Annotated in this window: 16 protein-coding genes; 6 read left to right on the forward strand and 10 right to left on the reverse strand. The window is 63.1% G+C overall.

Annotation, left to right across the window (positions count from 1 at the left end; translation table 11 throughout):
• Positions 1 to 6 precede the first annotated feature (6 nt).
• The 6 genes from tsaE (at position 7) to trxA (ending at position 10,161) form a co-directional block, all read left to right on the forward strand.
• Positions 7 to 1,530, forward strand: coding sequence for a tRNA (adenosine(37)-N6)-threonylcarbamoyltransferase complex ATPase subunit type 1 TsaE (gene tsaE, locus LPB73_RS25095; RefSeq protein ID WP_231081249.1), 1,524 nt, complete (start codon positions 7 to 9; stop codon positions 1,528 to 1,530).
• Positions 1,531 to 1,786: 256 nt separating this feature from the next.
• Positions 1,787 to 2,104 (forward strand): PilZ domain-containing protein, encoded by a 318-nt coding sequence (locus LPB73_RS25100; protein ID WP_068734110.1) that lies wholly within the window; start codon positions 1,787 to 1,789, stop codon positions 2,102 to 2,104.
• Between the two features lie 164 nt (positions 2,105 to 2,268).
• Positions 2,269 to 2,991, forward strand: a complete 723-nt coding sequence (locus tag LPB73_RS25105; RefSeq protein WP_120288093.1) for a nucleotidyltransferase family protein — start codon at positions 2,269 to 2,271, stop codon at positions 2,989 to 2,991.
• Between the two features lie 68 nt (positions 2,992 to 3,059).
• Positions 3,060 to 6,251: a double-strand break repair protein AddB gene (gene addB / locus LPB73_RS25110; RefSeq protein WP_231078576.1), complete on the forward strand. Its 3,192-nt coding sequence runs from the start codon at positions 3,060 to 3,062 to the stop codon at positions 6,249 to 6,251.
• Entirely contained in the window at positions 6,248 to 9,739 is a 3,492-nt protein-coding gene (gene addA, locus LPB73_RS25115) for a double-strand break repair helicase AddA (RefSeq protein WP_231078577.1), read from the forward strand. The genes addB and addA overlap by 4 nt, the downstream gene beginning before the upstream one ends.
• A 101-nt stretch (positions 9,740 to 9,840) precedes the next feature.
• Positions 9,841 to 10,161, forward strand: a complete 321-nt coding sequence (trxA, locus tag LPB73_RS25120; RefSeq protein ID WP_068734104.1) for a thioredoxin — start codon at positions 9,841 to 9,843, stop codon at positions 10,159 to 10,161.
• Between the two features lie 241 nt (positions 10,162 to 10,402).
• Here the strand turns inward: trxA and LPB73_RS25125 are convergent, their stop codons facing one another.
• The 10 genes from LPB73_RS25125 to rpsA all read right to left on the reverse strand — a co-directional run bounded on the left by LPB73_RS25125 (position 10,403) and on the right by rpsA (position 20,163).
• Entirely contained in the window at positions 10,403 to 11,143 is a 741-nt protein-coding gene (locus LPB73_RS25125; protein ID WP_231078578.1) for a metallophosphoesterase family protein, read from the reverse strand.
• Between the two features lie 57 nt (positions 11,144 to 11,200).
• Positions 11,201 to 12,532 carry a bifunctional folylpolyglutamate synthase/dihydrofolate synthase gene (locus LPB73_RS25130; RefSeq protein WP_231078579.1) on the reverse strand — a complete coding sequence of 444 codons (1,332 nt, stop codon included), beginning with the start codon at positions 12,530 to 12,532 and terminating at the stop codon, positions 11,201 to 11,203.
• Positions 12,529 to 13,458, reverse strand: coding sequence for an acetyl-CoA carboxylase, carboxyltransferase subunit beta (accD, locus tag LPB73_RS25135; protein ID WP_231078580.1), 930 nt, complete (start codon positions 13,456 to 13,458; stop codon positions 12,529 to 12,531). The genes LPB73_RS25130 and accD overlap by 4 nt, the downstream gene beginning before the upstream one ends.
• A 105-nt stretch (positions 13,459 to 13,563) precedes the next feature.
• Positions 13,564 to 14,400: a tryptophan synthase subunit alpha gene (gene trpA, locus LPB73_RS25140; RefSeq protein ID WP_231078581.1), complete on the reverse strand. Its 837-nt coding sequence runs from the start codon at positions 14,398 to 14,400 to the stop codon at positions 13,564 to 13,566.
• Positions 14,397 to 15,614: a tryptophan synthase subunit beta gene (gene trpB, locus LPB73_RS25145; RefSeq protein ID WP_120287734.1), complete on the reverse strand. Its 1,218-nt coding sequence runs from the start codon at positions 15,612 to 15,614 to the stop codon at positions 14,397 to 14,399. Before trpB ends, trpA begins: the two co-directional genes overlap by 4 nt.
• Positions 15,614 to 16,270 carry a phosphoribosylanthranilate isomerase gene (locus LPB73_RS25150; protein ID WP_231078582.1) on the reverse strand — a complete coding sequence of 219 codons (657 nt, stop codon included), beginning with the start codon at positions 16,268 to 16,270 and terminating at the stop codon, positions 15,614 to 15,616. Before LPB73_RS25150 ends, trpB begins: the two co-directional genes overlap by 1 nt.
• 57 nt (positions 16,271 to 16,327) lie before the next feature.
• Positions 16,328 to 16,717: a LapA family protein gene (locus LPB73_RS25155; protein ID WP_231078583.1), complete on the reverse strand. Its 390-nt coding sequence runs from the start codon at positions 16,715 to 16,717 to the stop codon at positions 16,328 to 16,330.
• A gap of 87 nt (positions 16,718 to 16,804) precedes the next feature.
• Positions 16,805 to 17,116: an integration host factor subunit beta gene (locus LPB73_RS25160; RefSeq protein ID WP_089266402.1), complete on the reverse strand. Its 312-nt coding sequence runs from the start codon at positions 17,114 to 17,116 to the stop codon at positions 16,805 to 16,807.
• 161 nt (positions 17,117 to 17,277) lie between these two features.
• Positions 17,278 to 18,258, reverse strand: coding sequence for a signal peptide peptidase SppA (gene sppA, locus LPB73_RS25165; protein ID WP_231078584.1), 981 nt, complete (start codon positions 18,256 to 18,258; stop codon positions 17,278 to 17,280).
• Between the two features lie 201 nt (positions 18,259 to 18,459).
• A complete protein-coding gene (gene rpsA, locus LPB73_RS25170; protein WP_068730324.1) occupies positions 18,460 to 20,163 on the reverse strand; it encodes a 30S ribosomal protein S1 in 1,704 nt (567 codons plus the stop codon).
• Between the last annotated feature and the right edge of the window lie 140 nt (positions 20,164 to 20,303).

The following is a 20,303-nucleotide window of genomic DNA, read 5'->3' on the forward strand; positions in this document are numbered from 1 at the left end:
CCCATCATAAACGAGCCCTACACATTTTCGCTGGCGCTCGCAAATGAGGCCGCCACTGCGCAATTGATGGCCGACCTCGCTCTGCTGATCGGCCCCGGCGATGTCATCACCCTCTCGGGCGATCTCGGCGCCGGCAAGACGGCCGCGGCACGTGCGATGATCCGCTATCTCGCCAGCGATTCTGAACTCGAAGTGCCGAGCCCGACCTTCACGCTGGCGCAGAGCTATGACCTGCCGTCGTATCCTCTCATCCATGCCGATCTTTATCGTATCAACGACGCGAGCGAACTCGAGGAGATCGGCCTATCGCCGTTGCCGGACGACGTAGTCGCGCTGATCGAATGGCCGGAGCGCGCCGATGGTACGCTGCCGCCGGATCGTATCGATATTGCGCTCAGCCATCGTCCGGCACTGGGCTCCGTGGCGCGTGCCGCGGAGATCACCGGTCATGGCAAGGCCGCATCGGTCGTTCTGCGCCTGAAAGCACTGCGTGAATTTCTCGAAGAGGCGCGCTATCTCGATGCTATCAGACAGCGCATGGCCGGCGATGCATCGACGCGCTCCTATGCGCGGCTAATCCGCGGTGATGACGTCTTCATCCTGATGAATGCGCCGAAGCGGCCGGATGGTGCGCCGGTCTATGACGGCAAGTCCTACAGCGCAGCGGTGCATCTGGCGGAGGACGTCAGACCGTTCGTCGCCATTGCGAACGGTTTGCGCGCGCAGGGGATCTCCGCGCCAGCGATTCATCATGCCGATCTCGATGCGGGTTTCCTGATCACCGAAGATTTCGGCACGGTGCCGGTGACCGAAGGCGAGCCACCTGCGCCGATCGCCGAGCGCTATCAGGCCGCAACCGATATGCTCGCAATGCTGCACGGCAAGACGCTGCCGGAGACGCTGCCGCTGTTGCCGCATGTCGATTACGCCATTCCCGTCTTCGACACGGATGCATTGCTGGTCGAGATCGACCTGATGCCGGAATGGTATCTGCCGGACCGCGACGCGCCGCTCGCAGATGACGCACGCACTGAATTTGTCATGATGTGGCGCGCGCTGCTGGCGAAACCCGCTGCGGCGCCAAAGACCTGGGTACTGCGCGACTTCCATTCGCCGAATATCATCTGGCTCGACGATCGCGAGGGCATCAACAAGGTCGGTGTAATCGATTTCCAGGACACGGTGCTCGGCCCCGCCGCCTATGATCTCGTCTCGCTGCTGCAGGACGCGCGTATCGACGTGCCCGAGCATCTGGAGCTGACCATGCTGACGCGCTACATCAAGGCGCGGCGCGCGACCGATCCCGCTTTCGATGCCGCGGCTTTTGCCGAGCTCTATGCAATCATGTCGGCACAGCGAAACACGCGACTGCTTGGTACATTTGCACGGCTCAACCGCCGCGACGGCAAGCCGCATTATCTCAAGCACCAGCCACGGATCTGGACCTATCTCAACCGCTCGCTGGCGCATCCGACGCTGGCGCCGTTCCAGCAGTGGTATGCGGCGCATGTACCACCGCCCCGCGGTTAGAGGCCCTTCCTTCCGAGACGAATTACGACCTCTGCGTCGTCATTGCGAGGAGCCCTTGCGACGAAGCAATCCAGCCCTCGCTTGTTGCCTTCTGGATTGCAAGAGCAATTTTGCCGGCTCGCAATGACGGAGTCGTTGGTCCCGCTGATCGACTCACACTCTAACACTTCCTTAACTACTTATTAGTCGCACACGCTCTATCCTGCGCTTGAGCCCTGCACGTGCGGGGCTTGGCGTACTGGACAAGGGACGTGTCATGACGGAGCGGCGTGCCGGAGATCGGGTCGTTTTCGAGCGCGGCTTTCCTGCGCACATGATGGGCATCGACGGCACCTGGCGTCGCTCCTGCATCATGGAAGATATTTCCGAGACCGGCGCCAAGCTCACCGTCGATGGTTCTGTCGAAGGATTGAACCTGAAGGAATTCTTCCTTCTGCTCTCATCAACCGGACTTGCCTATCGCCGCTGCGAACTCGGCTGGGTCAATGGCGACCAGATTGGTGTGAATTTTCTCAAACCCAACGACAAAAAGAAAAAGACGAAACGTTCCGAGACGCAGGAGGCAGAAACGTGACTGTGCAGGCGGGTGTAATTGTCGCATCCGCGTCATCTCGGCCCATTATGGCTCGACTCGATAGGTTCATGCATGCGACACGCCGCCGTGCTACCATCATTTCAGCTCAAAAATTCAAGAACGATTCCATCAAGGCCCATCATTCTACCAAGGCCAATGTCGCTATGTCCGTAAAACCCACCAAAGCAATGGTTCTCGCCGCCGGTCTCGGCCTGCGTATGCGACCGCTCACCGACAACTTGCCGAAGCCGCTGGTCCCTGTCGCAGGACAGCCGCTGCTGGATCACGTGCTCGACAAGCTCGCCGCTGCTGGCGTGACCGAAGCCGTCGTCAATGTGCATTACCTGCCCGACCAGATCATCGATCATGTCGCGACGCGCACCGAACCGAAGATCACCATTTCCGATGAGCGCGATCAGGTGCTCGGCACTGGCGGTGCCGTGGTGAAGGCGCTGCCGCTGCTCGGCTCCGAGCCGTTCTATCATCTCAATGCCGACACGATGTGGATTGACGGCGTGCAGCCGAATCTCGCGCGTCTTGCGGAGGCCTTCGATCCCGCACGTATGGACATCCTGCTGCTGATGGCGCCGACCGCCAACAGCATCGGCTATGCCGGCTGCGGCGACTACGCGATGCTCACCGATGGTGCGCTGCGTCGCCGCAAGGAGAATCAGGTGGTGCCGTTCGTCTATGCCGGTGTCGCGATCCTGTCACCGGCGCTGTTCAAGGATGCGCCATCCGGTGAATTTTCGCTGACCAAACTGTTCGATAAGGCCAACGAGCAGGAGCGCCTGTTCGGACTGCGCATGGAAGGCGTCTGGATGCATGTCGGCACGCCCGACGCCGTGCGCGCCGCGGAAGATGCGTTCCTCGCCAGCGTCGCCTGAGTTTCCTGCGACTCCCGTCACCTTTCCAACCATGCCATGATGCACCCTGATCACGAATCAGGGTGTTCATGCGCGTCTTCAACATTCCATCCTCTGCGCCGTTCCTGCGCACGCTGATCACCGCGCTTGTCGACGGTGATCTCGTCGAGGGATTTTCCGCGCGCGGCGCGCCGGAGAAACTGGCTGAAGTCACCCTGTATCTGCCGACACGCCGCGCCGGCCGCATGGCGCAGGAGATATTCCTCGACGTGCTCGGGACCGACGCCGTGCTGCTGCCGCGTATCGTTCCGCTCGGCGATGTCGACGAGGAAGAACTGGCCTTCGCGCAGGCAGCATCGCCTGAGGCGCTCGAAAGGCTCGATGCACCTCCCGCGCTCGACGGATTGCAGCGCCGGCTTCTGCTGGCGCAACTGATTGCCGCATGGGCGAAGCAACTTGCACCCAGCGATCCCACGCAGACGCCGCTGGTCGTCGGCGGCCCGGCCTCGACGCTCGCACTCGCCGACGATCTGGCGCGGCTGATGGACGACATGGCGACGCGCAAGGTCGACTGGAGCGCGCTGGACGGGCTGGTGCCCGACGCGCTCGATCAGTATTGGCAACTCACGCTGCAGTTTCTGAGCATCGCCAGGAACGTATGGCCAGACATCCTCGCCGCACACAATGCGATTGAGCCTGCGGTGCGCCGCGATCTGCTGATCGATGCTGAAGCTTCGCGCCTGAAGGCCCACAAAGGCGGCCCCATCATCGCAGCCGGCTCGACCGGCTCGATGCCGACCACCGCGAAGTTCCTGCGCGAGGTCGCGCAGCTGCCGCAGGGTGCTGTCGTCCTGCCCGGCCTCGATACTGATCTCGACGACACCGCGTGGAATATGATCGGCGGCACGAAGGATGCGTTCGGTCGGACCGAATCCTCGGCATCGAACCATCCGCAATTCGCGCTCCATGCGCTGCTGGAACGTTTCGGCATCACGCGCCGCGACGTGATGACGTTCGGCACGCCGTCGCCGCAGGGCCGCGAATTGCTGGCCTCGGAGGCGATGCGGCCATCCAACGCCACGGCGCAGTGGCATACGCGTCTCGCTCAGCCGGCCGTCGAACAGAAAATCGCGGCCGGCATGCAGAACCTTGCTGTGATCGCCGCCGCGAATCCGGAAATGGAAGCGTTGGCCATCGCGATCGCCATGCGCGAAGCCCATGAACTCAAGAAGTCCGCCGCACTGGTGACGCCCGACCGCGCACTGGCGCGCCGGGTGATGGGCGCGCTGGGCCGCTGGAATCTCGTCTTCGACGATTCCGGCGGCGATGCGCTGACTGAGACCTCGGCCGGCATCTTCGCGCGCCTCATCGCCGAGGCGGCAGCGGAGCAGCTCGAACCGGCGACATTGCTGGCGCTGCTGAAACATCCGCTGTTTCGTTTGGGCACGGCGCCGAACGCCTGGAAAGACGCGATCGAGACGCTCGAACTCGCGCTGCTGCGCGGCACGCGGCCGACGCCCGGCACCGCCGGACTGGCGCAGGATTTCGCGCGCTTCCGCGACGAGCTCGGCAAGCTGCGCCGCCGCGAAGCGTCGATGCTGCATGGCGCGGAGCCGCGCGCAAAACTCGACGACGACCGTCTTGACCGCGCGGAAGAACTGATCGCCGGATTGCGCACCGCGCTGGCGCCGCTGGAAGGCATCCACCCCATCAGGCCGATCGACTTCGCTGAAGTTGCCTTGCGGCATCGTGAGGCGATCAAGCTGCTGTCGCGCGATGACAGGGGCAACGATGTCGCGCTGGCCGGGCGCGAGGGCACGGCGCTGACCAAGGCATTCGACGATCTCGTCGTCATGGAGACTGTCGCGACCGAGAGCGGCGACGAGGAGCGGCTGCGCCCCAGCGGGCTGATGATGCAGCTCCGCGATTATCCGGATGTGTTTCAGACCGCCTTCGCTGACCGCATCGTGCGCCGGCCGGAAGTCGCCAATGCCAGCTTGCGCATCTATGGCCAGCTCGAAGCGCGACTGACGCAATCGGACCGCGTGATTCTCGGTGGTCTCGTCGAAGGCATCTGGCCGCCCTCGCCGCGCATCGATCCATGGCTGAGCCGCCCAATGCGGCATCAGCTCGGCCTCGATCTGCCGGAACGCCGTATCGGCCTCACCGCGCATGACTTCGTGCAGTTGCTCGGCACCGAGGACGTGATCCTGAGCCACGCGGCGAAAGTCGGCGGTGCGCCGGCCGTCGCGTCGCGCTTTCTGCACCGGCTCGAAGCTGTCGCCGGCGAGACCCGCTGGGACGCGGCGCTGGCCGCGGGCGAGCACTATGTTCGCTATGCCGAAGAGCTCGATAAACCCGAGACCGTCACGCCGATTGCCCAGCCGGAGCCGCGGCCGCCGCGTGCTGCACGTCCGCTCAGGCTGTCGGTCACCGCCATCGAGGACTGGCTGCGCGATCCCTATACGATCTATGCCAAATATATTCTGGGCCTGGCGCCGCTCGATCCCATCGACATGCCGCTCTCGGCAGCCGACCGGGGATCGGCGATTCACGCGTCGCTCGGCGATTTCACGATGGAGTACAGCAAGACACTGCCGGACGATCCCGCGCGCGAGCTGCGCAGAATCGGCGATCGACATTTTGCGCCCCTGATGGCGCGACCTGAGGCGCGCGCATTGTGGTGGCCGCGTTTCCTGCGCATCGCTTCGTGGTTTGGCGCCTGGGAAATCGACCGCCGCATCAATGTCGCCAGCATCGACGCGGAAGTGCGCGGCGAGATCAAGATCCCGCTCGATCACGGCCGCGTCTTCCATCTCTCGGCGCGGGCCGACCGCATCGAGCATCGCAGCGACCGCACTTTCGCGCTGCTCGATTACAAGACCGGCCAACCGCCCACCGGCAAGCAGGTGCGCATGGGCTTGTCGCCGCAGCTCACGCTGGAAGCCGCGATCCTGCGCGAGGGTGGATTTGCCGGCATTGCCGCGGGATCGTCCGTCAGCGAACTGGTCTATGTTCGGCTCAGCGGCAACAACCCGCCCGGCGAAGAGCGGCTGCTCGAACTGAGGATCGAGCGCAAGGACGAACCGCAACTGCCCGATGATGCCGCCATCGAAGCACGCGCCAAGCTGGAAGCGCTGATCCGCAGCTTCGAGGACGAAGCCACCGCCTATACATCGCTGAGCCTGTCCATGTGGTCGAACCGCTATGGCAGCTATGACGATCTGGCGCGGATCAAAGAGTGGTCCGCCAATGGTGGCTCTGGGGGAGGCGAGTCATGAGCGGCCCGCGCAATATCCCGCCCGCAGCGAGTGCAAAGCAGCAGCTCGCATCGGATCCCGCTTCGTCGGTGTTCGTTTCAGCGAATGCCGGTTCCGGCAAGACCTATGTGCTGGTCAACCGCGTGATCCGACTGCTGCTCAACGACGTCCCGCCGGAGAAAATTCTCTGCGTGACCTTCACCAAGGCCGCGGCGGCCAACATGGCCGAGCGCGTATTCACGCGGCTTGGCCACTGGGTCACGCTGGACGACACCGCGCTCGACGCGGAGATCAGAACTGCCGGCGCTGTTCCCAGCCGTAAAGTGCGCGAGCGCGCTCGCGAATTGTTCGCCAGTGCACTGGAGACGCCGGGTGGTCTGAAAGTCCAGACCATCCACGCGCTGTGTACGCGACTGCTGCAGCAGTTTCCGTTCGAGGCCAATGTGCCGGCGCGGTTCAGCGTGCTCGACGACCGCGACCAGAACGAAATGATGGAGCGCGCCAGCCTGCAGGTGTTGTTGCAAGCAGCCGCCGCACCCGATAGCGCCGAAGGCCGCGCGCTGACGACCGCCATGACCTCGGCGGCAGACGTGACGTTCCGCGACGTCGTGCGCGAGGCGAGTCTGTCCCGCGATCAGTTCCTGGCCTGGATCGAGCGCGCCGGCTCGACAGATGCCGCGATGGCGCAGCTGTCGGCAACCCTGGGCGTGACAGCCGGCGATACCAGAGACAGTGTCGAGCTGGAGATCATCGACGGACCGCATCTGCCGCGCGAACGTTGGATACCCGCCGCCGAGATCTTCGAGACCGGCAGCAAGACCGATGGCGATCAGGCCAATCGGCTGCGCGAAGCTCTGGCGTTGTCGGGCACCGAGCAGGTCGAGAAATATCTCGAGCTGTTTCTGACCAAAGACCAGTCGCTCCGGAAATCATTGGCAACCAAGAAGATCGCCGACAGCCGGCCCGATCTGCTCGCGGCTTTGCAACGCGAAGGCGACCGCGTGATCCCGCTGCTGGAACGCCGCCGCGCTGTCGCCATGCGCGAGCGCACCCAGTCGCTGCTGGTGATCGCCAGCCAGGTCGCGGAGAATTATCGCCGCGAGAAAAACGAACGCGGCCTTTTGGATTACGACGACCTGATCGCGCGCACGCTGGAGATGCTCGATCGGGTGTCGTCGAGCTGGGTGCATTTCAAGCTCGATCGCGGCGTCGATCACGTGCTGATCGACGAGGCGCAGGATACCTCGCCGCGGCAATGGGACATCATCACCCATCTGATCTCGGAATTCACCTCCGGCGAAGGTGCGCGCGACGGGCTCAAGCGCACGATCTTCGCCGTCGGCGACGAGAAGCAATCGATCTTCTCGTTCCAGGGCGCAGCACCGCGCGAATTCGATCTGCGGCGCAAGGCGCTCCAAAGCCGCTTCAAGGACGCCGGGATGAAATTCGATCCCATCGCGTTCAGCCATTCTTTCCGGTCGGGCTCAGCCATTCTGCGATCGGTCGACCACGTGTTTCGCGAGGAAGCGATCTTCCGCAGTATCCACGCCGTCGAGAACGGCTATCCGATTCATGAAACGCTGGACGATGCCGGTCCCAGCCTGATCGATCTGTGGGAGCTGGAGCAGCCTGACGACCGGCCAAGCATCGAAGGCTGGCAGGCGCCGTTCGACAAGCGCTCCGAGACCAGCCCTGAAGTGAAACTCGCCCGCCGCGTGCAGACCGAGATCAAAGACTTGATCGCGGCGAAGACGGAGACCGGGCCCATCGGCAAGCGTCGCGCGCTGCGCTATGGCGACATGCTGGTGCTGGTGCGCCGCCGCGGCAAGGCCTTCGACGCCATCATCCAGGCGCTGAAACATGCCGGCATTCCCGTCGCCGGCGCCGACCGGCTGAAGCTCACCGAACATATCGCCATCGTCGACCTGATGAACCTGGCCGACGCGCTACTGCTGCCGCAGGACGACCTGGCATTGGCGACCGTATTGAAGAGCCCGCTATTCGGCCTCGATGACGATGACCTGTTCAAGCTGGCCTATGAGCGCACGGGATCGCTGCGCGACGCACTCGGCGAAAAGGCGGTGAGCGATCCCAAGCTCGGCGGCGCTTTCAAGCGGCTCATCGCTTGCGAGAAGCGCTTTGCCAGCGAGACGCCTTTTGCGTTCTATGCGTGGCTGCTCGGCGGTGATCACGGCCGCGCGCGCATCCTGCGTCGGCTCGGCCATGAGGCCAATGACGCGCTCGACGAATTTCTCGAACTCGCGCTGGGCTATGAGCGCAAGGCGCCGGCCTCGCTGCAGGGCTTCGTCGCCTGGCTGCGCGCCGCCGACACGGAAGTGAAGCGCGACATGGAGATCACCCGCGACGAAGTTCGCGTGATGACCGTGCATGGCGCCAAAGGCCTGGAAGCACCGGTCGTATTCCTGGTCGATACCACATCGTCGCCGGCGGATTCGCAGCGACTCAATTTGATCCATCTCCCGCAGGGCAACGCCGCACCGAACAGCCCGGGCGTCGTGGTCTGGGCCGGCAAGAAGGCGGACGATCCGCCAGCAGTCGCGGCGGCGCGCGCCGACATGATCCGCGATACCGAGGACGAATATCGCCGGCTGCTTTATGTGGCGATGACGCGCGCGGCCGATCGCCTGATCGTTGGCGGCTGCATGCCCGGCAACCGCAACGAGGTGCGGCCGCTGTCCTGGTACGACCTGATCCAGAAGGGCCTGGAGAATTCCGGGCTGCAGATGCAGAGCGTGCCGCCGCCGGACGGCGTGGTGAAACGCTATACGCGGGTGGAAGACGTCGTACCCGCGCCGGGCACTGCAACGCCTGTCACCGCGGCGGCGCCTATCGTGCTGCCGGCGTGGCTGCGCGACAAGGTCGGCGACCAGCCGCGCCGCGAAAGCCTGCTGCGGCCATCGGATGCCGACGACGATGACGACGGCCGCGGACAGCGCTCGGGCGAATCCGAACGGCTGCGCCAACTGGCCTTACAGCGCGGCAACCTCGTGCATCGCCTGTTGCAATCGCTGCCCGACATCACCGCCGAGAAGCGTCGCGAGACCGCCCTGAATTTCCTCGCCCGCAACGCCCATGACTGGACCGATCTCGACCGCGTAGCGCTGGCCACGCAGGTGCTGTCGCTGATCGGCGATCAACGCCTTGCCGAGCTGTTTGCCCCCGGCAGTCGCGCGGAAGTGGCAGTGGCCGGACGACTGACGCGAAAGGACGGATCGCCTGTGCTCGTCTCGGGCCAGATCGACCGGCTGGTTCTGACCAAGACCGAGATCCGGATCGTCGACTACAAGACCAACCACAACCCGCCGCGCAAGCTGATCGAGGCGCCCAAGGCCTATATCCGGCAGCTGGCGCTGTATCGCGGCGTGCTCGCCAAGTTATACCCAGATCGGCCGATCCGGGCCGCCCTGCTCTGGACGGAAACGCTTGAAATGATGGAGATTTCCGGTGCTGCGCTGGACGCGGAGCTGGCCGCCATCATCTCACTGTGACCAACCTTGACCCGGCAAGGGGGCGTTCATAGGTTGGATGCATCATTCCAGCGCGCGAATCTTCCAGCGCGCCTTTCATTGAACAGGACGAGGATACGACCATGGCCGTTGGCAAGGTGACAGACGCCGATTTCGAAGCGGAAGTACTCAAGGCGACCGGCCCGGTCGTGATCGATTTCTGGGCCGAGTGGTGCGGTCCCTGCCGCATGATCGCGCCGGCGCTCGACGAAATCTCCGCTGCCATGGGCGAAAAGGTCACCATCCTGAAGCTCAACGTCGACGAGAACCCGAAGACCGCATCGAAGTATGGCGTGATGTCGATCCCGACGCTGATGATCTTCAAGGGCGGCGAAATGGCCTCGCGCCAGGTCGGCGCCGCGCCGAAGGCGAAGCTGCAGCAGTGGATCAGCGCCGCGGTCTGATCGCGCGCTTTATTCGAGAATTTACGGCCGGTGATGTTCACCGGCCGTTTTTGTTTTGTGTACCTAACCTCGCCCCGCTTGCGGGGAGAGGTCGACTTTCACATGCGGAGCATGTGGAAGGCGGGTGAGGGGGAGCCAGTGTTTCACTCGCTGGCTCCCCCTCACCCGCCGCGGACTTCGTCCGCGCCACCCTCTCCCCGCAAGCGGAGCGAGGGAAGCGACGCCGACCGTTTTCTTTGCATCAGCGAATCCATCCCGTCGCCAGTGCGCTCGCCCATTCCGGTCGCTGGTGCTCCAACGCCAACTCCGCCATCGCCTGATGGTCGTAAGGCACCTGACGGAACGTCACCTGCCATCGCTTGCCCACCTTCTCGATAATCGCGTAGCAGGCGTCAGGCGTGCCGATTTCCAGCGTATGCGGATAGGGTGTGACGTCGCGATAGCCGGGACCACCGACGCTGCCGGGATTGACGATCATGCGGCCGTCGCGAAGCCTGACGGCACGCGCGATGTGGGTGTGGGCGCAGAGAATCAGCGATTGCGTGATACCCTTCGCCTTCTCCTCGATGGCTTCGATCGCAGCCATATGCACGATGCCTTCGGGGGTCACCGCTTCCATCCAGTAGGTGTTGTCGTCATCGGGCGTCGCGTGAACGAGATAGACATCGCCCTGATAAATCGTGCTGAAGGGCAGCGCGCGCAGCCAGTCCATCTGCTCTGGTTCTAGCTGGCTGTGGGCCAGCCGATCGGACGGCCACATGTCGTCAAGCTTGTAGTCGGTGATGTAACGATCATGATTGCCGCGGACATTGGTGGCATTGAGGCCCATCATGATGTCCACCGCACGGCGCGCATCGAGCGCACCGCTGGCCATATCACCAAGATTGACGATGTCGGTGATGCCTTGGGTACGGATATCGGCGACAACCGCCTCAAGGGCAAAGTGGTTGCCGTGAACATCGGCAATGGCAGCGAAGCGCATCGAACCTCCCTAAAATCAAGCAAAGATCAATCAGAGATCACTTGTATCGATGCCGTTCTATGCAGGGAGCGTGCCGTTCTCCGCAAGTACATGACCGGCCAGATAGAGCGAGCCTGCAATCAGGATCCGCGGAGGCACTTCATAGGCGAGCCGGGTGAGGGATTGCAGCGCATCGGCGACGCTCGGCGCTGTCTCGACGCGCATGCCGAGACTCCGCGCGGCGTCGGCCAACGCATCCGGTGCCATGACGCCGTCGCGGCCGGGGATTTTCACGGCGATGATATGGCGGGTCTGGCCGGCGAAATTCGCCAGAAAGCCCGTCGCATCCTTGTTGGCCATCATGCCGGCGATCACCACCAGCGGCCGCGGCACGCGCTCTTCGAGATCGCCGAGCGCGGCTGCAATGACGCGCCCGCCATCGGCATTGTGACCGCCGTCGAGCCAGACTTCGGAATCGGTGGGCGCCGCCGCGACGAGCTTGCCCGATGTCAGCCGCTGCATCCGCGCCGGCCATTCGGCGCGCGCGACACCGGTTTCATAGGCGGCAGGATCGATCTTGAAGATATCCAGCGCGCGCAATGTCGCAATCGCCAGACCCGCATTGCCGAACTGATGGCGTCCGAACAGCCGCGGCGCGGCAATATCCATCAACCCGCGATCATCCTGATACACGAGGCGGCCGCGCTCGATAGTGACGTGCCATTCCTGCCCGGCGCTCACAAGCGGCGCATGCATCCTGCGCGCCTGCTGTTCGATCACATCAGTTACATCAGGCGCTTGCTCGGCCGTGATGACCGGCACGCGGCGCTTGATGATGCCGGCTTTCTCGGTTGCGATTTTCGCGAGCGTGTCGCCGAGGAAGTCGGTGTGATCGATGGTAATCGGCGTGAGCACGCAGGCGGCGGGCGTTTCGATCACGTTGGTCGCATCGAGCCGCCCGCCGAGGCCGACTTCGAGTAGCACGACATCGGCGGGATGCTTCGCGAACAGATCGAACGCGACCGCGGTCTCGGCCTCGAACAACGTGATCGGTGCGCCGGCGTTGACTGTCTCGACATGGGCGAAAGCCGCGCGCAATGCGTCGTCACTCACCAAGGTGCCGGCAAGGCGAATGCTCTCATTCATGCGGACGAGATGCGGTGAGGTGTAGACGTGAACGCGCAGGCCTGCGGCCTCACAGATCGCGCGCAGATAGGCGATGGTCGAGCCCTTGCCGTTGGTGCCGGCAACATGGATCACCGGGGGCAGCTTGCGCTCGGGATTGCCGAGCTGCGCCATCAGCCGCTGCATACGGTCCAGCGACAGATCAATGGTGTTCGGATGCAGCTTCGACAGCCGCGCCAGAATCTCGCCGAGGTCGGGCGACGATGGCGGCGCGGAGGTGCTCACGCGTGCGCGGCCGGCACCGCGTCAGGAGCCACGAGGATCTCGGCCGGAATGCTCTCCGCGCGCGGCGGGCTCGCAATGGCTGGAGATTTCGTCAGCAGACGGCAGAGGCGCGCGAGCGTCGGCTTCAGATCGTGGCGATGCACGACCATGTCGACCATGCCGTGGTCACGCAGATATTCGGCGCGCTGGAAACCTTCCGGCAATTTTTCGCGAATGGTCTGTTCGATCACGCGCGCACCGGCAAAGCCGATCAGCGCGCCGGGCTCGGCGATCTGCACATCGCCCAGCATCGCATAGGATGCGGTGACGCCGCCGGTGGTCGGGTTGGTCAGCACCACGATGTAAGGCAGCTTGGCCTCGCGCAGCATCTGCACGCCCACCGTGGTGCGCGGCAGCTGCATCAGCGACAGGATGCCCTCTTGCATCCGCGCGCCGCCGGAGGCCGCGAACACGATGAAGGGCGACTTCTTCTCGACGGCGAGTTCGAGCCCGCGCACCAGCGCCTCACCGGCAGCCATGCCGAGCGAGCCGCCCATGAAATCGAAATCCTGCACGGCGACGACAACGCCGGAGCCTTCCATCCTGCCGTAGCCGACCTTCACCGAGTCGTTCATGCCGGTCTTGGTGCGGGCGTCCTTGATGCGGTCGACATATTTGCGCTCGTCGCGAAACTTCAGCGGATCGGCGATCACCTCGGGCAGCGCGACGTCGTACCAGGTCTCGTTGTCGAAAATCGACTTCATGCGGGCGGTGGCGCCCATGCGCATATGATAGTTCGAGCCCGGAATGACGAACTGGTTGCTCTCGACGTCCTTGTAGAACACGAGCTGCCCTGTATCCGGGCACTTGATCCAGAGGTTCTCGGGCGTATCGCGCTTGAGGATGCTGCGGATCTTCGGCCGGACGACGTTGGTGAGCCAGTTCATATGTGTCTCCGCGTCGCTGAGATGATGCGTCGCTCTGATATCTATATGGCGGCCGGGATGGAGCCCGGCAACCGTTGTTCCCGGTTGATGGAGGCCAATTGTGGCTTATTCGGCAGCCTGTCTGGCCCCATGAACGCCCTGGGCGAGGGCGGCGGCCAGATCGGCGACCGCACTGACAGTCTTGGCCGTGGCCTTGCCATCGGCGTCCAGCGAGCCCTTCAGCGCATCGATCAGCGCCGTTCCGACCACCGCGCCGTTGGCATGCCGCGCGATGTCATGCGCCGCTTCCGGCGTCCGGATGCCGAAACCGACACAAACCGGCAGCTTGGTATGACGCTTGATCCGCGCCACAGCCGTGCTCACGGCGGATGAATCCGCGCTGGCCGAGCCGGTGATGCCGGTGACCGAGACGTAATAGACGAAGCCCGACGTGTTCGCGAGCACCGCCGGGAGGCGCTTGTCATCGGTGGTCGGCGTGGCCAGACGGATGAAGTTCAATCCGGCTTTGATTGCCGGCAGGCAGAGCTCTGCGTCTTCTTCCGGCGGTAGGTCGACGATGATCAGACCATCCACGCCGGCCGCCTTGGCATCAGGCAGGAACTTGTCGACGCCGTAAATATAGATCGGATTGTAGTAGCCCATCAGGACGATGGGCGTCTTGTCGTCAGCGGCGCGGAAATCGCGCACGAGCTGCAGCGTCTTGCGCAGCGTCATGCCGCCCTGCAGCGCGCGCAGGCCGGCGGCCTGGATCGACGGGCCATCGGCCATCGGATCGGTGAAAGGCATGCCGATCTCGATGATGTCGGCACCGGCTTTCGGCAGCGCCTTGACGATCTCGAGCGAGGTTGCAAGATCGGGATCGCCGGCCATCACGAAAGTGACGAATGCCGCGCGGCCTTCGGCCTTGAGTTCGGCGAAACGGGTATCGATGCGGGTGGTCACGACTGCCTGCCCTTCAGGATATCGCCGACCTGCGGGACGTCTTTGTCGCCGCGGCCGGAGAGGTTGACGACCATCAGGTGATCCTTCGGCAGCGTTGGCGCGAGTTCGCTCACCTTGGCGAGGGCATGGGCCGGCTCCAGCGCCGGGATGATGCCTTCGAGTTTCGACAGCAACTGGAATGCGGCGAGCGCTTCCTCGTCCGTCGCCGACAGATATTTCACGCGGCCGATCGTATGCAGCCACGAATGTTCGGGGCCAATGCCGGGATAATCTAGGCCGGCAGAGATCGAATGGCCTTCCTGGATCTGGCCATCTTCATCCATCAAGAGATAGGTACGGTTGCCATGCAGCACGCCGGGACGGCCGCCAGCAATCGATGCGGCGTGCAGGTTGGTGAGCCCGTGGCCCGCCGCTTCGACGCCGTAGATATCAACCGATGGATCGTCGAGAAACGGATGGAAGAGCCCCATCGCATTGGAGCCGCCGCCGATGCAGGCGATCAACGAATCCGGCAAACGACCTTCGATCTCCTGCATCTGCACACGAGTTTCCTCGCCGATGATCGACTGGAAGTCGCGCACCATCATCGGATACGGATGCGGGCCGGCGACGGTGCCGATGCAATAGAACGTGTTGTGCACATTGGTGACCCAGTCGCGCAGCGCCTCGTTCATCGCATCTTTCAGCGTGCGAGCGCCGACCTGCACCGGCACCACCTTGGCGCCGAGCATTTCCATGCGGATCACATTGGGCTGCTGACGCGCGACGTCCACCGCACCCATATAGACGATGCATTCGAGGCCGAAGCGGGCGCAGAGCGTCGCCGTCGCCACGCCATGCTGACCGGCGCCGGTCTCGGCGATGATGCGCTTCTTGCCCATGCGGCGCGCGACCATGATCTGGCCGAGCACGTTGTTGACCTTGTGCGAGCCGGTGTGATTCAGCTCCTCGCGCTTCAGATAGATTTTTGCGCCACCGAGATGCTCGGTGAGACGTTCCGCGAAATAGAGCGGCGACGGGCGACCGACATAGGCCTTGAGATAGCCGTCCATCTCCTTGCGGAAGGCGGGATCGGCTTTGGCGTCCTCATAGGCCTTCTGCAGGTCAAGGATCAGCGGCATCAGCGTCTCGGCGACAAAGCGGCCGCCGAAAATGCCGAAGTGACCGGTGTCGTCGGGACCGGACCGATAGGAATTGGGAATGGCTTGAGTCATCAGGTCGTCAACTCTTGCGTTGCGCGCGCGGCGCGGATGAAAGCGCGGATCATGTCGGGATCCTTGATGCCCGGCGCGCTTTCCACGCCGGACGAAATATCGACACCGCCGGCCCGCGTGATGCGCAGGGCCTCGGCGACATTGGCGGCGGTGAGGCCGCCCGATACCATGAAGGGCAGCTTCAGATCGAGGCCTTCGAGCAGATGCCAGTCGAAGACCGCGCCGAGACCACCCGGACGCGTTGCATCCTTCGGTGGTTTGGCATCGAACAGGATGCGATCGCAGACCGCGGCATAGCCGGGCAATGCAGCGAGATCGGCCCTGGTCTCGACGGCGAGCGCCTTCATCACCGGAAGGCCGAACTTCTGTTTGATATCGCGCACCCGCGCCACATTCTCCTTGCCATGGAGCTGCAGGATATCGGGCTTCAAGGCATCGATACTGTTTTCAAGATCCGCGTCATCGGCATCGACCGACAGCGCGACCTTCACGGCACGGCCCTTCGCCTGCCTGCCCAAAGCCCGCGCAACATCGAGCGTGACGTGACGCGGCGACGGCGGAAAGAACACGAAGCCGACCATATCCGCGCCGCCGACCAGAGCCGCATCGAGCGTCTCCGGAGTGGACAGGCCGCAGATTTTGACGATCAGAGACATGCTTCAAATGGCCGCTGGCAATACCGGGAATGGCAGGAAAAGCCTATGCGCGGGGTTCTACAACGTCGCGCCGGACTTGTCTCGCTCACCGGCCATATGGGAGGAACCCGGCGCCGGAAGCCGCTGCACACCGTTCCGTGACGTGGTCGCGGTATGGGCGCGCAGATCGGCCAGTTCTGCACGGGCCCGCCTGATATCGGCCTCATGCTGACGTGCTGCGCGGCGCCAGTGCCCTTGCCTGAACCAGGTCGCCATTCCCCCTGCGATGACGCCCAGGATGGCCGACAGGATGATCACAACGAATAGCGGCATCGTGGCACCGACCGCGGGATCGCTGCTGTTGAACGGATCGAAGGAGACCGTGACCATATGACGGTTGGCGACGGCGAACACGACGAAGACGATCGCGAGAGGGATGACCACCAGGGCTGAGAAGAATTTGCGCATCAACGTCTCTCGCGAAGGCGATGCGGGCGCGCATTCCGCTATCTGACTCAGACCTGTCGGCCCGAATGCGCGCTACCTCAAAGTTCTTTATGACGCCGCGCTGGCTTCCGGCGCACCATTCTCACGGTTGAGCCGCTCGCGCATTTCCTTGCCGGTCTTGAAGAACGGAACACTCTTCTGGTCTACCGGAACATGCTCGCCAGTCCGCGGATTGCGGCCTGCACGGGCGGGGCGATGCTTCACCGAGAATGCACCGAAGCCGCGGAGTTCGACACGGTCACCGCGTGCCAGCGCAGCCACGATCTCATCGAGAATCGCATTCACGATGTTCTCAACATCCCGCTGGTAGAGGTGCGGGTTATGCTCAGCGATGCGTTGAACGAGTTCGGATTTGATCATCGAGACGTTGGACTCTGAACGGGAGGATGCATTTCCGTGAAAATGCCTTGAACTGTCAAGACGCTAAATGAATTCGGGCACCTTCGAAAATGCGTGACAAATGCCCGAAACCGTTGTTGCAGCCTTCCTTGCAGTGCGGAAAGAACAGGACGAGCAGTTCCCTAGTTGGTGGTGGCCGGCCGCCACAGCGCCAGCATGCCATCGAGACCGAAGCCGTCCATGGCCTGCGCGAGGCCCGCCTGCTCGACCTGCCGCGCGATCGCGTTGAGACCCACTGCATCGAGTGTGATCGTCGCAGCAGCGCGCAGGAAGGTGAAATCGCTGAATTTAGGCGTCAGCTTGAAGTCGCGAACCGGCAGATCGCTCTTGATCTTCTTCTCGGCTACCAGCCACGCCACGGCGGCTTTCTCGTCGCCAAGCTGATCAATCAGCTTGAGGTCCACGGCCTGGCGCCCCGTAAAAACACGGCCATCGGCGACTTTCTGTAGTTGCGCGTCATCCATGGCGCGGCGGCTCTGCACAAGCCCACGGAACCAGCCATAGGAGTCCTTCACCAGCGATTCCAACGCTGCCCGCGCCTCCGGGCTGGTCGGCTCGAAACCATTGGGCGCCGCCTTCAGGGGCGAGGATTTGACCTGCTCGACCTCGACACCGACGGTCTTCATCAACCCCGTGAAATTGGGAAACTGGAACAGAACACCGATGGAGCCGACCAGCGAGCTCTGCTGCGCAACGATATGGTCGGATGCGAGTGCCGCGATGTAGCCGCCCGATGCGGCCAGGCCCTCGACGACAACGACCATCGGTTTCTTGGCCTTGAGGCGCATCAGCGCGTCATAGAGCTGCTCGGAGCCAGCCGTGGTGCCGCCCGGCGAATTGATATGTACCACCACCGCTGCCGCGGATGACTTCTCCAGCCGCTCCAGCGCCTCGACGCGATCATTGTTGCTCTGGATCAGGCCCTCGATCTTGATGCGCGCGATCGCCCCCGACGACGACAGCGCCTCAGAGCCCGACCGCGTCACCACGACGCCGACGACGACCACCGCAGCGACCGCGACCAGCACCGCTGCCACGCGCCAGAACGTCAGCTTGCGACGCATCCTGCGGCGATCGACGATCACATCGGAATCAAGCGACATCGGAAATCTCCTAAGCCCTCGGCGAGAGCTTGCGTCTGGCGGATGCTGCATCTGTCGTCCGGGCAGCGTTTACTTGAGGTATCTCAAATACATCAATTGCGAGGCAATATGAAGAAAACATGGTCGAAACAGCAAAAAGGGCCCCGGTGAAACCGGGGCCCCAATTGGTAGCAACAAGTGAGTCGAAACTTACTTGCGCGCTTACTTGTCGGTGCTCTGCTTGAGCGCCTTGCCGAGAATGTCGCCGAGGGTCGCGCCCGAATCCGACGATCCGTACTGCGCGATGGCTTCCTTCTCTTCTGCCACTTCGAGAGCCTTGATCGACACCTGGACCTTGCGGGCCTTCTTGTCGAACTGGATCACGCGGGCATCGACCTTCTCGCCGACGGCGAAACGCTCAGCGCGCTGATCCGAACGCTCGCGCGCCAGTTCCGAACGCTTGATGAAGGTCGTGAAGTCGGTGCCGGCGATCTGAACGTCGATGCCGGATTCCTTCACTTCGATCACTTCGCAAGTCACGACAGCGCCCTTCTTGACGTCGCCCGGCTCTGCGAAGGGGTCGCCTTCGAGCTGCTTGACGCCGAGCGAGATGCGCTCCTTCTCGACATCCACATCGAGGACGATGGCCTTGACCATGTCGCCCTTCTTGAAGTTGTCGATGACCTGCTCGCCCGGCTGCTTCCAGTCGAGGTCGGAGAGATGGACCATGCCGTCCACATCGCCTTCGAGACCCAGGAACAGACCGAACTCGGTCTTGTTCTTGACTTCGCCTTCGACGGTCGAACCGACCGGGAACTTCTCGACGAACACTTCCCACGGATTGCGCATGGTCTGCTTGAGACCGAGCGAAATGCGGCGCTTGACGCTGTCGACTTCGAGAACCTGCACTTCGACTTCCTGGGAGGTCGAAACGATCTTGCCGGGGTGCATGTTCTTCTTGGTCCACGACATCTCCGACACGTGGATCAGGCCTTCGATGCCCGGCTCCAGTTCGACGAATGCGCCGTAGTCTGTGATGTTGGTGACGCGACCTGAGAAGCGTGCGTTCAGCGGGTACTTCGCCTCGATGCCCTGCCACGGATCGTCGAGCAGTTGCTTCATGCCGAGCGAGATACGGTGGGTCTCGTGGTTGATCTTGATGATCTTGACCTTGACCGTCTGACCGATGGTGAGCACTTCGGTCGGATGGTTGACGCGGCGCCACGCGATATCGGTAACGTGCAGCAGGCCGTCAATACCGCCCAGGTCAACGAACGCACCGTAATCGGTGATGTTCTTGACGACGCCGTCGATGACCTGACCTTCTTCGAGGTTCTGGACCAGTTCCTGACGCTGTTCGGCGCGGGTCTCTTCGAGAACCGTACGACGCGACACGACGATGTTGCCGCGGCGGCGATCCATCTTGAGGATCTGGAACGGCTGCGAGTTGTTCATCAGCGGAGCGACGTCGCGGATCGGACGAATGTCCACCTGCGAACGCGGCAGGAAGGCCACTGCGCCGTCGAGATCGACGGTGAAGCCACCCTTGACCTGGTTGAAGATGACGCCGTGAACCTTCTCGTTGTTGTTGAAGGCCTTCTCGAGCTTGCCCCAGCTCTCTTCGCGGCGGGCCTTGTCGCGCGACAGAACGGCTTCGCCCAGTGCGTTTTCGATCCGGTCGAGGAACACCTCGACTTCGTCGCCGACCTTGAGTTCGCTGTCACGGCCGGGACCGGCGAATTCGCGCAGTGCCACACGGCCTTCAGTCTTCAGGCCGACGTCGATGACGGCCATGTCCTTTTCAATCGCAACCACGATGCCCTTGATAACAGAGCTTTCCTGAAGGTTGCCGCCCGCGAAGGACTCGTCGAGCATTGCCGCGAAATCATCGCGGGAAGGATTATACGAAGAAGCAGTCGAAGCCATTTGTTCTCCAGATGCGGGTATCGCCGGCCGTTCGGGTTAATGGGCGTCTCAAATGTGAAGTGTCAGGGGTCCGCAACCTCTAACGACCGCCTTGCAGGAGGATGCAAGAACGGGCCGGCAGCATGCCTTCACGATCGAAA

The organism is Tardiphaga sp. 37S4 (genome assembly GCF_021044645.1).
Classification (GTDB): Bacteria; Pseudomonadota; Alphaproteobacteria; order Rhizobiales; family Xanthobacteraceae; genus Tardiphaga; species Tardiphaga robiniae.